Source organism: Algoriphagus sp. NBT04N3 (genome assembly GCF_019443765.1).
In the GTDB taxonomy this organism is placed as follows: Bacteria; Bacteroidota; Bacteroidia; order Cytophagales; family Cyclobacteriaceae; genus Algoriphagus; species Algoriphagus ornithinivorans.
In genome coordinates this window covers 3,100,250-3,113,651 of sequence record NZ_CP048415.1, presented here as the reverse complement: position 1 = coordinate 3,113,651, position 13,402 = coordinate 3,100,250, and the positions used below count along the sequence as shown (strand labels likewise).

The following is a 13,402-nucleotide window of genomic DNA, read 5'->3' as shown; positions in this document are numbered from 1 at the left end:
TTGCTTAGTGCTCAATCCCCAATTAGAAAGATTCGGAACATTATGGAAAAAAAATGCTTTTATTTAAAATAGATTTTTGTTTTTTGAGCTATAATTTAAATTCTACTCTGATTTTATTGCTTGCACCATATGTCGAAATGAAGGATATGGTTTTCTATTTCTTGGTAATTAAAGGAGTATGAATGCTTCCTTTAAAATCAGAACACTTTATAAGTGATTGGATTTCAGATAATTTCAATAAAATTATAATTTTGATTAACCATCAACTAAATAGCATTGTGTATTAATGAAGAATCAAATTCTAATTAATTTTTGTCCGACTGGAATGGTCCCACAAAAATCAATCACACCACATGTGCCAATTTCTCCCCAAGAAATAATAGAACAGACTCATGAAGCTTACGAGTTAGGTATTACTATTGCCCATTTGCATGCAAGGGATGAAGAGGGTACTCCTACTTATAAAAAGACAACTTATAGGGATATTTTTGAGGGGGTAAGAAAGCATTGTCCGAAACTTATAATTTGTGGCAGTAGTTCAGGCAGGAATTTCAGCGAGTTTGAAAAAAGGTCTGAGGTAATAGAGCTTCAGCCAGATATGTGTTCATTAACACTTTCTTCTTTAAATTTTTTGAAGCAAGCTTCAGTTAACGACCCAGATATGATAATTGCCTTAGCAGAAAAAATGGAAGATAATGGTGTTGTTCCTGAATTGGAGTGCTTTGACTTAGGGATGATCAATTATGGAAAATATTTAATAAAAAAAGGCATATTAAAAGGACCCTTTTATTGGAATTTGCTTTTTGGAAATATTGCTGGTTTTCAACCAAGTTTAATCCAAATTGGAACAGCGATTCAGGAAATCCCTGAGAGTCATATATTTTCTTTAGGAGGACTGGGAGAACACCAATTGGCGGTTAATTCTATAGCTATTGCTCAAGGCTACGGTGTTAGGATAGGATTAGAGGATAATATTTGGTGGGATGAAAAAAGAACACGCCACTGTACTAATTTAGAGCTGGTTAGGCGAATTCACGACTTAATCGTAATCCACGGAAGGGAACTTCTAACCTCAGAAACTTTGAGAAAAATAGGTTTTTTTAATAAAAAGAAATTGGAGAAAATTAATTTACCAGTTTCTTCCAATTAATTAATAGTGGAATATTTAGGAGAAGAAAAACAAATTAACCAACTAATCCCTCTTGTTTCGGTCTGTGTTCCTGCATTTCAGCATGAGCCTTTTATCGAAAAATGCCTTGAAAGTATCTTAAGACAGGAAACAAGTTTTGATTATGAGATTTTGGTAGGAGAAGATTGTAGCACAGATCGAACGCGTGAAATCTGTATTGCCTTAGCTGATCGGTACCCGAATAAAATTAGGTTGTTTCTTAGAGATGAGAAGGAAAAAGGCCGTAGGAAAGGAAAGTGGAAAGGAAAATACAATCATATGGCCCTTCACCGAGAAGCAAGAGGCAAATATATTTGTATTTGTGATGGAGATGACTTTTGGACGGATCCAAAGAAGCTACAAATGCAAGTAGAGGTTATGGAAAAGTATCCGGATGCCTCGATATGTATTACCAATACCTTAATTGAGGGGAATGAGAAAGATCATATAATGGATCTCCCCTCAAATTTCACGATTTTTACACCTTCGCAATTACGCAAAAAAAACTATTTGGGACATATAAGTAGTTGGATGATGAGGAATGAAATGGATATTTTGCATCAAAAGAAGGTTTTGGAAAAATCCTCCTATCTAGATATGCTCATTTTTACTTTTTACAAGCTTCGAGGAAATACCATCTTTATCCCAAAAGTTACTTCTTGCTATGTGAACAACCAAAGAGGGATTTTTAGGTCAGCATCAAAAAAGAAGAACCATTTGGAAATGTATAGGATTAATTGGCTTCTATTTTACTATTTGCATAAAGACCCTATTCATTTTCTCCGGTCTTTGTTATATCAATTAAGAAGATATTATGTCAACTTCATTAAATCTTGAAATGAATAATTTGATTTCTAAAGAAGGTTTGATATGAAACAGATGATTATACTTGGTCATAGTAATGGAGGGATCCCGATCTTGGTTGATCAAGCCAAAGAAGTATTAGGAGTTGAAAAGTTTATAGTAATTAAAAACCTCGATCTACCTGATATTGAATTAGAAAAATCCGGATTCTCAATAAGCTTTCTCTCAGAAAGGGATTTTGATTTCTCTAAAATAGGCGGCAGGTCAGTTCAATTTGGGGTTCATAATTGCCCTGCAAAAAAGATCCTTTTTGATCATTTCAACAGCAAATATGGGATTGATAAATCAAGCTATATTAGTCTAATCCATCCCACTTCCTATATGGCGCAATCTGCAAAAGTTGGAACGGGAGCATTTGTCGAACCATTGACTGTTATTTCTTCTTTGGTTCAGTTAAAATTCGGAGTGACAATCAAACGCTCTGCATCCATTGGACATCATTCTATCCTTCATGATTTTGTTTGCATTAACCCAGGTGCAGTTGTTTCTGGCTTTGTTGAGGTTGGGGAAGGAACAGTGATAGGTTCTGGTGCAGTGATTTCCAACAATATCAAAATAGGAAGTGGTAGCCTCATTGGCGCTGGAAGCGTAGTGACTAAAGATATTCCGGATGGAGTAATCGCCTTTGGAAATCCTTGCAAAGTAGTTCGAGAAAACCAAAACTGAAATTCGTTTTACTTCCAGTTAAAGTAATTAATCAATAATTGATTGAATAAAAGGCCATACTGTTTCAAATACTATTTGATGACCTTCCTCGGTAGGGTGAATTCCATCTGGAAGATTCAAGTCTGGATTTCCGGCTACTCCTTCCAATAGGAATGGAATAAGGGTTACATTTTTTTCTTTGGCAACCGCAGGATAGATTTCCTGAAATTCTTTAGTATACTCCTGACCCATATTAGGTGGAATCTGCATGCCAGCGAGGATGATTTTAGTTTGAGGATATTTTTCCCTGACCTTATCTATAATGGCATTTAAGTTACTTTTGGTCTCACTCAGTTGAATTCCTCTCAAACCGTCATTACCTCCAAGTTCCAAGATGAAGATATCAGGCTGATCTTCCAAAAACCAATCTAATCTGCTCAAGCCTCCTGCGGTAGTTTCTCCACTCAGCCCTCCATTGATTACTTTATAATTTAGATTGAGACTATCTATCCGTTTTTGTACCAATCCGGCGAATGCATCTTCCTGGTCTATACCATATCCAGCTGTCAGGCTGTTTCCAAAGAATAGAATGGTTTTTTTATCCTCTTGTTGCTGTTCTTTTTGAGATGATTCGATATCGTCCACCTTTTGAGTTTGTTTCGATTCCGAACAGGAGAAAAAGGCAAAGCTTCCAAAGATTATAAAACTCAGGAATAAGAAGTTTAATTTTTTCATAGATCAGTTTACTTGTTCTAATTAAGGCATTTCAAAGAAAAAAGTTCGCGCTAGCGAAGGAAAAACTACCCAAGGCTGATAATTAAGCAGATTTTAACAGTTCGGAACCAAATATTACCAATCAGCAGTTTATCTCAAGTATATCCCTGCTTTTATTTTAACTTAGAAATCACTCTGTTAAAATCCATTTTAATTTAACAAAGGATCTTTTAGGATCGTTTTACTAGTTTATACCCGTTTCATCATCCAACTCTATGACTATACTTTCAATTAAGAATTTGAGTAAAACCTATCAAAGCGGAAGTCGAAAGCTGACTGTTTTGGACCAGGTAAATTTTGATATCAATTCCGGAGAAACCATTGCCATAGTAGGGCCTTCCGGTAGTGGGAAAACCACCTTATTGGGGCTTTGTGCGGGTTTGGATTCCTCATCAACTGGATCTGTGGTTCTCAATGGAAAAGCTCTGGAAAGTCTTTCGGAGGATCAAAGAGCTGCTGTTAGAAGTCAAGACGTTGGTTTTATATTTCAGAATTTTCAACTGCTACCAACCCTGACTGCCTTGGAAAATGTAATGGTTCCTCTGGAGCTCAAAAAGCGAAAGGACGCCCGGGCTAAGGCAATGGAGTTATTAGAAAAAGTTGGCTTAAAAGATCGTGCAACTCATTATCCTACCCAGCTATCAGGTGGTGAGCAGCAGCGGGTTTCAATCGCTAGGGCATTTGCAAATGAACCTAAAATACTTTTCGCAGATGAGCCTACCGGAAACTTGGATACAGAAACCGGGGAGATGATTGAAAAGTTGATTTTTGATCTAAATACAGAAAAAGGCACCACTTTAGTACTAGTGACCCACGATTTGGAACTTGCCGGAAAAACGCAGCGAATCATTCATATTAAGGGTGGAAAGATACAGGAGGATGCAAATGCCTGATTTTGGATGGATAGTTAAGATGGCTTTCCGGGATTTTCGGAAAAACATCTCCCGATTACTCTTGTTCGTTTCCTCCATTGTAGTTGGAATAGCAGCCCTTGTGGCCATAAGTTCCTTTGGGGAAAATCTTACCCAGGATATTGACAATCAGGCCAAAGAGCTTTTGGGAGCTGATTTGGTTTTGGAAAATAGCAAGCCGATAGGTGACCAGCCAATTGATTCGATAGCAACCCAAACAGCTTCTGAAGTGAATTTTGCCTCCATGGTAGCCTTCCCTCAGACAGGTGCCAGTAGACTCACTCAGGTTAGAGCCTTGGAAGGAGCTTTCCCCTTTTATGGATTTCTAGAAACTATTCCCGCAGAAGGAGATGCCGATTTTCGCTCTGGAGGGAAGAAAGCTCTGGTTGAAAAAACGCTCATGGCGCAGTTCAACGCAGAAGTTGGCGACTTGATCAAAGTAGGAGAGGTAGAATTTGAGATTGCCGGCGAACTTCAAAAAGTACCCGGCCAAACTGGAATCACGGCTACCGTCGCTCCGGCTGTCTATATTCCTCTGAAGTATTTGGAAGAAACCGGATTGGTTCAATATGGAAGCCGGGTCCAGTATAACCGATATTTCCAATTCACTCAAGGGACGGATGTGGAGGCATTGATTGAGCCATATAATGAACAATGGGAAATAGATCGTGTGGATGCGGATACTGTGGAGGACCGAAAAAGATCCACCGGAAGGTCCTTTGGTAATCTTTCCAATTTCCTTTCTTTAGTGGCATTTATTGCTCTTTTGCTGGGCTGTGTAGGTGTGGCTTCAGCAGTCAATGTGTTTGTCAAAGAGAAACTAGCTTCAGTGGCAGTTTTGAGATGTCTGGGGGTTTCCTCCAGGGATGTACTTTATATCTATCTCTTTGAAATCAAAATCATGGGACTAGTAGGAGCAATTTTGGGTGCTTTTTTAGGCACACTGCTTCAATTTGTACTTCCCGCAGTTTTTGCTGATTTTCTTCCTGTAGAGGTCACGGTCGGAGTCTCTTGGCTTTCAGTAGGATTTGGGATAATCACGGGGCTTTTTGTTTCTGTGCTATTTGCCATGCTCCCTTTACTGAAAGTTCGAAATGTCTCCCCAATGGCAACATTAAGACCTGAAACTGCAGATTCCGGGTTGTTGAAAGATCCTTTGAGATGGTTAGTGATAATTGGAATTCTACTTTTCATCTGGGGTTTCAGTTTTTATCTGCTGAAGTCGGTACAATTAGCCTTTGGTTTCTCTGGTTTTGTGGTCTTTGCTTTTGGGATTCTCTGGGCTGTAGGACAATTGATCATGTGGGCAGTACGGAAATTTCTACCGATATCATTGAGATATACTTTAAGGCAAGCTTTAGCCAACCTTTATAGACCCAATAATCAGACTATATCCCTGATTGCTACTATAGGCTTGGGGACTGCTATGATTAGTACCTTGTTTTTCCTACAAAACCAACTGTTGGAGGAAGCCAAGTTTGCCGATAAAGAAGATCAGCCCAATATGCTGATGTTTGACATTCAAACCCCTCAATTGGAGAATGTGAAAAGCAAACTGACTGACAGGGGTTTGAGGATTCTGCAGGATGTACCAATTGTGACCATGCAGCTTAATGAAATTAATGGGATTGATAAGCAAGAAAACGAGGAATTGTCGGAGGAAGAAGATTATTCCAGATGGTTATACAATAGGGAGTTTAGAGTTACCTACAGGGATACCTTAATATCTTCTGAGACATTGGCGCAGGGGGAGTTGATCCCAACCGGAACTAGAGGAGATTCTATATTTGTGAGTTTCGCCAGAGATTTTGCAGAAGGAAATAATCTAAAAATCGGGGATGAGATAGAATTCAATGTACAAGGAAGGCCTATCAAAACCTATATTGGGAGTTTCCGGGATGTGAAATTCAATCAGGTTTCTACCAATTTTCTGGTATTATTCCCAACAGGAGTTCTGGAGCAAGCTCCCAAATTTCATGTCATTATTACCAAAACCAAAAATGATAGGGAGTCTGCGGATGTTCAAGCTGAGATTGTGAGAGAGTTTCCCAATATTTCAGTAGTGAATCTGGGTGCAATTGTAGAGACCTTGGAAGATATTCTCAATAAAATCAGTTTTGTGATTCAGTTCATGGCTTTCTTTAGTATTGCCACGGGCATTTTGGTCTTGATTAGTTCACTAATCATCAGTAAGTATCAGCGAATGAGGGAGAGTATTCTTTTGAGAACATTGGGAGCAAGTTCTTCCACTGTCCGAATAATCAATACGATGGAATATTTCTTTCTAGGTTCCTTAGCCTCTCTATCTGGGATTATTTTATCCTTTGTCGCTACTTGGCTTCTAAGCTCCTTTGTTTTTGAAATGAGTTTCCGTCCTGCTTGGGGAGCTGGTCTGGTGCTATATTTGGCAATTACTGGATTGACCATCATCCTAGGTTGGTTGAATGGTCGAAGAATAATTAATCAGCCTCCAATGGAAATATTAAGGGGGAATGGGTAATGGTTTTTGATCAAAAGAAAAGCCTCTCAGACAAAATCTGAGAGGCTTTTTTGGTGGAGCTGGCGAGATTCGAACTCGCGTCCAGATAAGGAAACACCGTACCGTCTACATGCTTAGTCACCGATTGGGTTTTCGACCAAACTATGCTGGGTGACACACCTGAGTTTGGCTTAGCGATTAGAACTTAAGCCTGCTTAATCGCATCGAAGGCCGCAGTCCAGTCAAGTCGACACCTCAATTCCATCCGGACCAGACAACGGATGGTGAGATGTGGCCGGGGAATCACTGTTTGTGACTCAACCCTTTAAGCGATCTATCCTAAAAGGTTAGATTAGGCAGCCATGGCGTAAGTATTTTCGCCATTTATGGTTCGTATGAATCTTTCAAGGCCGTACATACTCCAGCCTGCATGCAAGCCCGATCTTTACACTTACTGTCAAAACCGGTCAGCCCCATTTGCTAATGAGAAGACAAAAGTAATCTAAATTTGGTTCCGTTCAACGGGAACTAGGTATTATGTAAGAAGGGGGGAGCGAGAGATGAGAAATTAGAAGCGAGAGGCGAGAGGCGAGAGACGAGAGACGAGATGACAATGCCTGAAAAAAGTTGACACATTTTGTTGGGACGATAAACCAAATAAGATGACAAAAAGATTTCAACTTAAAGCTCAGCGGATTTTCAGTGAGGATTTGCGTAGGCAGATTGTAGGTCAGATAGAACGGAAAGAGTTAACAGTTCTCCAGGCTGTTCGTGAGTACGGAATAGGCGGAAAACAGACTGTATATACTTGGCTTTACAAATATTCGACTACCTTGAAGAAGGGGACAAGAATGGTTATGGAAAAAGACAGTCAGGACAACAGGGTTCAGGTATTAAAAGGTAGGATCAAGGAGCTGGAAGCTGCTTTGGGACGTAAATCATTGGAGGCAGATCTGTACCGGATCATAGTAGAGCAGGCATCAGATGAATTTCGTGTGGATTTAAAAAAAAGTTTTGGCGATCCAGCATCAAAGTCTCAGAAAAAATGATCCATCCGTATTCTTTTGAGATCAGCTCAGCCTGTAAGATATTGGGTTACAGCCGTCAGTCCTATTATAAAGTTGCCGCTGGTAAGCCAGAAATTGAAGATGAGGTCATTCGGCTGGCAGAATTGAACCTGCGTAAAGTCCGTAAAACTTGTCCCAGCCAAGGCTGCCGGAGTATGTATGAAGAGTTTGGTGATCAATTGCCCATAGGAAGGGACAAAAGTATAGCGTTATTTATGGAGTTGGGTTACCGTGTCAAATATCCCAAACGTTATGGGAGAGCCACACAATCAGGTACCGGGAGTTTTCTAACCTGCTGGTTCAGAAAGATGTGAATGGAGTAAATCAAGTCTGGCAGGCAGATATGGCCCATTATCTATACGGAGACACTAAGCTTTACACGATCTATATCACCGATGTGTACAACCAAGAAATCGTAGGCTATGGAGCTTATGATTCCAATCATGCACTTAATTATAGAGCAGTGATGCGAAAAGCAATCAGCAGAGCCGTGGGCAATGGAGTAAAACTCAAAGGGATGATTCATCATAGCGATGGAGGCAAGCAGTATGAGAGCGAGGTATACAAGAAGTTGTGTAATCGACACGGAATTCTTCAAAGTATGTGCATGTACTCTTACGAGAACCCCTATGCAGAGAAAACAAACGATCTGATAAATAGTGGATACTTGAATTACTGGAAGCCAAAGAAACTTGAAGAATTGAGAAAATGTCAGAAAAAAGCAGTCGCTGACCACAACAAGAAAAGAAGAAAGAAAGTACTCAATGGACTTTCTCCCCTCCAATATAAATCAATGTTGCAAACTCAACCTTCAATGGCATATACCTTGAAATTGAAGCCCAGAAATCCTGAACAACCAAGAAAAAGAGTACCTCAAAATATAAACAAATTAACAGTTCACAAGACGGAATTGTGACAACCAAAATCAGGCAAGGTCAAGAAGCAAGAGGTTAGACTATAGGGTAGGGAAACGAGATGCGAGAGGCCTAGCTACTTTATCTTCCAATTTTAATTTTAAAATCATTCAATAAGATATTCTTCAATCTCAGTCCTTTATATAAAATCTTCAATTTTGCTCAAATTTGAAGAAGGCTGAATACCGAGATTTTTATATCTTGCGGTGATGGAAAATTTCGTCGTTTCGGCAAGAAAATATAGACCGGCTAATTTTAAAAGTGTCGTGGGGCAACAGCATATCACCACTACACTACAAAATGCGATCAAGAATAATCACCTTGCTCAGGCTTTTCTTTTCTGTGGACCTAGAGGGGTTGGTAAAACTACCTGTGCACGAATACTTGCCAAAACAATCAACTGCGAAAATAGAGGGGAAGACCAAGAAGCTTGCGGAACCTGCGAATCCTGTGTTTCTTTCCAAAACAACTCATCCTTCAACATCTATGAGCTAGATGCAGCATCCAATAACTCAGTCGATGATATTCGAAATCTTGTAGATCAGGTTAGGTATGCTCCTCAAAAGGGCCAGTATAAAGTCTATATCATTGATGAGGTTCACATGCTCTCCAATCAGGCCTTCAATGCATTTTTGAAGACTTTGGAGGAACCTCCTAAGTATGCTATTTTCATTTTAGCAACTACAGAAAAGCATAAAATTATACCTACTATTCTTTCCCGCTGTCAGATTTTTGATTTCAATAGAATTCAAATCAAGCACATTGCGGATCATTTGAAGCATATCGCGGACAAAGAAAGTGTGAGCTATGAGGATGAAGCGCTTCGCCTGATCGCCACCAAAGCGGATGGGGCATTGAGAGATGCACTTTCCATATTTGACCTGATTGTGACCTATTCTGCAGGTCAAAAAGTAACTTACAAAGAGACCATTTCTAACCTTCACATTTTGGATTACGACTACTATTTCAAAGTAGTAGATGCCTTATTGGAAGGAGATATTTCCCAGTCTTTGTTGATTTTTGATGAAATTCTTAAAAAAGGCTTCGATGGGCATAATTTCATCGTTGGACTTTGCGAGCATTTCAGGGATTTGTTGGTAGTGAAAGATCCAGTGACTATAGATTTGATTGAAGTTTCCGAAAATGTCAAGGAGCGATACCTTCAACAAACCCAAGCAGCCAGTCAGTCTTTTTTACTTTCTGCTTTGAATGTTGCCAACCAATGTGACATTCATTATAAAACCAGTAAAAATCAGCGCCTTCATGTTGAGTTGGCTTTGATGAAAATGGCCAAATTACCTCAGGCATTGAACCTGGCTGCATTGGCAGTGGAGGAATCAAAAAAAAAAAGCCTGAATAACGGAAAAGCGGTAGAGGAAAAACCCTCCGAAATCCCGTTAAGTGCTGATTCTATTAAGGGGAAAACTACCCCTGTTCAGAAAACAATTTCGATTCCAACCAGTCTCTCCCAGACCAAAAAACTGGTCAAAGAGTTTGAACAAAAAAATACCCAGGCTGCAAAACAGGCAGAGGATTTGGTAGAGTTTGTTTCTACCGTGGAGACTACTAAGCCTTTGACTCAGGAACTCCTAGATCAGCATTTGCCTCAGGTCTTAGAACATTTCAAAAAGCAAGGGAAAAGTCTGGAATTAGCCATTCTCAATCAACCAATCAAGGTCAAGGAAAATGAAATGATCTTGGAAGTGATGGGTCATGTTCAGGAAGAAAGAGCTCATTCCATGCGTCAGGAGTTAATGACCCTGATAAGAAACTTAACTGGTGCAGGAAAATTCCAGCTATCCTTAGAAGTCAAGGAAGAAATCGAAACTGCCAAAAATAAACTTTATACGAGTTCGGATAAATTCAATTATTTGTTGGAAAAGCATCCAGCTTTAAATGAGTTCAGAAAGAAGTTTGGACTGGAGACTGATTTTTAAAAATCCAGAGAGATTCCAAAATTGATCAGGTTTTGCAACTGTATAGCCTGTTTGGATGTGCCATCATCCTGCTTGATAAATACCTCCTCATCGTAGATTAGGACCGTTTCAATCCTTGTGGAAATGTATTTATTGACTTTCATTCGGATGGTGGAATTAAAGTTGACCACCATGTTTCCGAATCTTTCATAATTGGAAAAGAGGTTAAGATCTGCCTTCCAATTGACATTCTCCATCAAGGAAATATCGGCGACTGAGGTGGCCAAAGACATCCCGGCTTCAGCTCTTACATTTTCTCCAGGCGTAACACCAAAGGCTCCTACATTACTGAGAGAGTCATTCATGACAATGGTAAATCGACCCGTGAAAGGTGAAAGGATGACCGATAGCTTGCCTTTGTTTGGATAGGTTTTTCTATAATTCAAACCTGTGGAGGACTGAATATAGCCTGGAGAAAGCAAGTCTGATATTTTGGTTCTCAAATCGTTTTCACTTCCAGCCGGCCTACTGTATTTGAAGCCTTCGAGCAACTGAGTTCGGGCATCAATCTGAGTGGATAAGTAGAGTTTTTCTGAAATCTCCCGTCCGTAATTGCTGACAAATATGAAGTTGTCATTGGTCTTTCTGGTTTGAAAAGCTCTATCATTCTGCCTGTTAAAACCTAGATTGATATTCAACTGCGTGTCCCAGACCTTTTTGTCTTTCTTGTAGTTGGCATAAAGGGAAACTCCTGTATTGAGAGCGAATGAACTGGTACCACCTGCTGCCCAGTTACTCAAAGTAGACTGGACAATATTAAGGTTGTAGTTACCTCCAGTTTTCCAGAAAACTTCCTTGACAGGTTCATCAATCAATAAGGAATCACCAAGCATCAACAGTGTATCCCCGTTGATCAGTACAGTATCGGGAATAATCTGTATATCTTGAGCTAAAATCTTTCCGCTCAGGAGGAAAACCAAAAGTCCTGCTAGGAGAAGTAATCTGGGCATGAAAAAGGTCGAAATCAGGGCTTGAAGATAGTTAATTTCTGTCCAACGCTGATAATGTTCTGGCTTCCGATTTGGTTCCAAGTTTTCAGCTGATCTACTGTAACGCCGTATTTTTTACTTATTGCATATAGCGTTTCTCCTGGAGATACGGTATGAGTCATTTTACTTGGCGTATTGCTATAGCTGGGCTCAGAATCTTGGGTAGAAGAATAATTGACAGGTGCAGTCTGATTTTGAGACTGAGGTTCCGGCTGAGATTGAGCTACTCTTACCGGAGTGGATGCAGGCACAGATACGATAGGAATTTCTTCCCCTCTTTTTCTGTGTTCCTGCAGGCTCAAGACCATTCCTGCCTTCAAATCTTCATCCCTTCTGATTCTGTTTTTTGCCTTCAAAGCTGAAAGCTTGATTCCATATTTTTGAGAAATACTCCAAAGAGTTTCTCCCGGCTGGACAATATGAGTTTCAATTTCCGCTTTAGACTTTTTCTTTTCAGTGTAATAATATTTTCCAGCTTCTACTTTTTCTTCCGGATCCAAGTCATTCAGTTTTCTGAATTTCTTCTCTTTAATTCCGATTTTATCGGCAAATTTTTCCAAGGAAGTCGTATTTGCCGCTAAAACACCATCCAACTCGTTGACAGTGATCTGATCAGGCTGAGTAGCCTTGGTGGTGTTTCCTGAAATTCTAGGGTAGGAGTTTGCCTGCTTATAAGCCGGATAATATTTTTCCTCAGCTTTACTTTTTTGACTTGGTTTGGTCTGGCTAGGCTGTGACTCGATCACAGCAGGTTTGTAGTCCAATTTTCCTTCTTGGATATAAACCAAAGAAAACCCTCTGCCGGCCGGAATTTTTCCGTTGACGGTCCATTTGTTCATTTCTTTTAGATGCTCTTCTGAGACTTGGTATTTTTTTGCAAGTTCCTTGAGCGAGGTGGGACCTTGTACCTGAACTTCAACCAAGCGCTGAGAGTTGCTGACCAGCATTCCACCGATTTGGTTTTCAAACGCGACTTTGTGAGCAAGGAATTTTTTAAAATACCAGTGAGAATTTCTATCAATATCAATGATTCGCTGACTATTATATCGGTTTCCAAAATAAGCTTTAGCACCGCCTAAGCCCATTTGATAAGAAACCAAGGCACACATCCAATTATCAAAAGTGTTGTTATGCTTTTTTAAATAAAGGGCTGCTCCACGAGTGGAGTTTACTATATTTTTTCTGTCATCAATTTGGCTATCCACTCTCAAAAAGACTTCCTCTGCGGTGCCTTGCTTAAACTGCCAAAAGCCTACCGCATTGGAGGTTGAGACTGCATCAGGGATCAAACCACTTTCCTGAATCACCAGGTATTTTAGATCCAAAGGAACTCCAACGCTTCTGAGCTCCCGTTCTACGATTGGCATGTAAAGATTTACCCGCCCAAGCTTTACTTTGAAGTAGCTCGGGTTTCGGTACAAGGCATCAACATCTAATTGAATTTCTCTTCTAGCCTGAGGATTGATTCGGATAATCATGTCTGCAAATTCCATCTCCGCAGGCACCTGTGGAATCTGTGCCAGAATAGGAGTGGAGGCTAAAATGAAGCAGGAAAAAATGAAAAATTGTAAACTTTTGAAATTCATGCTCGGTCGTCTTCTGATATCAGCCCTGC

Annotated in this window: 12 protein-coding genes and 1 other RNA gene; 9 read left to right on the top strand and 4 right to left on the bottom strand. The window is 39.9% G+C overall.

Annotated elements, in window-relative coordinates:
* The first annotated feature begins 286 nt into the window (after positions 1-286).
* From GYM62_RS13430 to GYM62_RS13420, 3 genes are read left to right on the top strand one after another with little or no spacing between them, the layout of a single operon-like run.
* Positions 287-1,150: a 3-keto-5-aminohexanoate cleavage protein gene (locus GYM62_RS13430; RefSeq protein ID WP_219956801.1), complete on the top strand. Its 864-nt coding sequence runs from the start codon at positions 287-289 to the stop codon at positions 1,148-1,150.
* A 6-nt stretch (positions 1,151-1,156) separates the two neighbouring features.
* A complete protein-coding gene (locus GYM62_RS13425) occupies positions 1,157-2,005 on the top strand; it encodes a glycosyltransferase family 2 protein (protein WP_219956800.1) in 849 nt (282 codons plus the stop codon).
* A 33-nt stretch (positions 2,006-2,038) separates the two neighbouring features.
* Positions 2,039-2,698, top strand: coding sequence for a hypothetical protein (locus GYM62_RS13420; protein ID WP_219956799.1), 660 nt, complete (start codon positions 2,039-2,041; stop codon positions 2,696-2,698).
* 27 nt (positions 2,699-2,725) lie between these two features.
* Here the strand turns inward: GYM62_RS13420 and GYM62_RS13415 are convergent, their stop codons facing one another.
* Entirely contained in the window at positions 2,726-3,412 is a 687-nt protein-coding gene (locus GYM62_RS13415; RefSeq protein WP_219956798.1) for an arylesterase, read from the bottom strand.
* A gap of 254 nt (positions 3,413-3,666) precedes the next feature.
* Between GYM62_RS13415 and GYM62_RS13410 the strand changes: the two genes are divergently transcribed.
* Positions 3,667-4,344, top strand: a complete 678-nt coding sequence (locus tag GYM62_RS13410) for an ABC transporter ATP-binding protein (protein ID WP_091648694.1) — start codon at positions 3,667-3,669, stop codon at positions 4,342-4,344.
* On the top strand, positions 4,337-6,862 hold the full coding sequence (locus GYM62_RS13405) for an ABC transporter permease (protein ID WP_219959468.1): 2,526 nt from the start codon (positions 4,337-4,339) through the stop codon (positions 6,860-6,862). Before GYM62_RS13410 ends, GYM62_RS13405 begins: the two co-directional genes overlap by 8 nt.
* 51 nt (positions 6,863-6,913) lie before the next feature.
* On the opposite strand, the gene ssrA is transcribed toward GYM62_RS13405, so the two are convergent.
* Positions 6,914-7,316: a transfer-messenger RNA gene (gene ssrA, locus GYM62_RS13400) on the bottom strand.
* Between the two features lie 187 nt (positions 7,317-7,503).
* Here ssrA and GYM62_RS13395 point away from each other — a divergent pair.
* From GYM62_RS13395 to GYM62_RS13380, 4 genes are all read left to right on the top strand, one after another.
* The gene (locus tag GYM62_RS13395) at positions 7,504-7,890 is read left to right on the top strand and encodes a hypothetical protein (RefSeq protein WP_219956550.1); all 387 of its coding nucleotides are present in this window, start codon (positions 7,504-7,506) and stop codon (positions 7,888-7,890) included.
* The gene (locus tag GYM62_RS13390) at positions 7,887-8,222 is read left to right on the top strand and encodes a hypothetical protein (RefSeq protein WP_219956797.1); all 336 of its coding nucleotides are present in this window, start codon (positions 7,887-7,889) and stop codon (positions 8,220-8,222) included. Before GYM62_RS13395 ends, GYM62_RS13390 begins: the two co-directional genes overlap by 4 nt.
* Positions 8,219-8,824 (top strand): DDE-type integrase/transposase/recombinase, encoded by a 606-nt coding sequence (locus tag GYM62_RS13385; protein WP_219956796.1) that lies wholly within the window; start codon positions 8,219-8,221, stop codon positions 8,822-8,824. Before GYM62_RS13390 ends, GYM62_RS13385 begins: the two co-directional genes overlap by 4 nt.
* A gap of 207 nt (positions 8,825-9,031) precedes the next feature.
* A complete protein-coding gene (locus tag GYM62_RS13380; RefSeq protein WP_219956795.1) occupies positions 9,032-10,759 on the top strand; it encodes a DNA polymerase III subunit gamma/tau in 1,728 nt (575 codons plus the stop codon).
* Here GYM62_RS13380 and GYM62_RS13375 read toward each other — a convergent pair.
* Positions 10,756-11,748 (bottom strand): DUF3078 domain-containing protein, encoded by a 993-nt coding sequence (locus GYM62_RS13375; RefSeq protein WP_219956794.1) that lies wholly within the window; start codon positions 11,746-11,748, stop codon positions 10,756-10,758. The two genes, GYM62_RS13380 and GYM62_RS13375, sit on opposite strands and share 4 nt — an antisense overlap.
* Before the next feature lie 14 nt (positions 11,749-11,762).
* Complete coding sequence (locus GYM62_RS13370) at positions 11,763-13,373, bottom strand: LysM peptidoglycan-binding domain-containing protein (RefSeq protein ID WP_219956793.1); 1,611 nt, start codon at positions 13,371-13,373, stop codon at positions 11,763-11,765.
* Between the last annotated feature and the right edge of the window lie 29 nt (positions 13,374-13,402).

Coding starts and splice junctions, on each gene's coding strand:
- GYM62_RS13390 (WP_219956797.1), top strand. CDS start 7,887: ATGATCCATCCGTATTCTTTTGAGATCAGCTCAGCCTGTAAGATATTG.
- GYM62_RS13410 (WP_091648694.1), top strand. CDS start 3,667: ATGACTATACTTTCAATTAAGAATTTGAGTAAAACCTATCAAAGCGGA.
- GYM62_RS13380 (WP_219956795.1), top strand. CDS start 9,032: ATGGAAAATTTCGTCGTTTCGGCAAGAAAATATAGACCGGCTAATTTT.
- GYM62_RS13370 (WP_219956793.1), bottom strand. CDS start 13,373: ATGAATTTCAAAAGTTTACAATTTTTCATTTTTTCCTGCTTCATTTTA.
- GYM62_RS13375 (WP_219956794.1), bottom strand. CDS start 11,748: ATGCCCAGATTACTTCTCCTAGCAGGACTTTTGGTTTTCCTCCTGAGC.
- GYM62_RS13395 (WP_219956550.1), top strand. CDS start 7,504: ATGACAAAAAGATTTCAACTTAAAGCTCAGCGGATTTTCAGTGAGGAT.
- GYM62_RS13420 (WP_219956799.1), top strand. CDS start 2,039: ATGAAACAGATGATTATACTTGGTCATAGTAATGGAGGGATCCCGATC.
- GYM62_RS13405 (WP_219959468.1), top strand. CDS start 4,337: ATGCCTGATTTTGGATGGATAGTTAAGATGGCTTTCCGGGATTTTCGG.
- GYM62_RS13415 (WP_219956798.1), bottom strand. CDS start 3,412: ATGAAAAAATTAAACTTCTTATTCCTGAGTTTTATAATCTTTGGAAGC.
- GYM62_RS13430 (WP_219956801.1), top strand. CDS start 287: ATGAAGAATCAAATTCTAATTAATTTTTGTCCGACTGGAATGGTCCCA.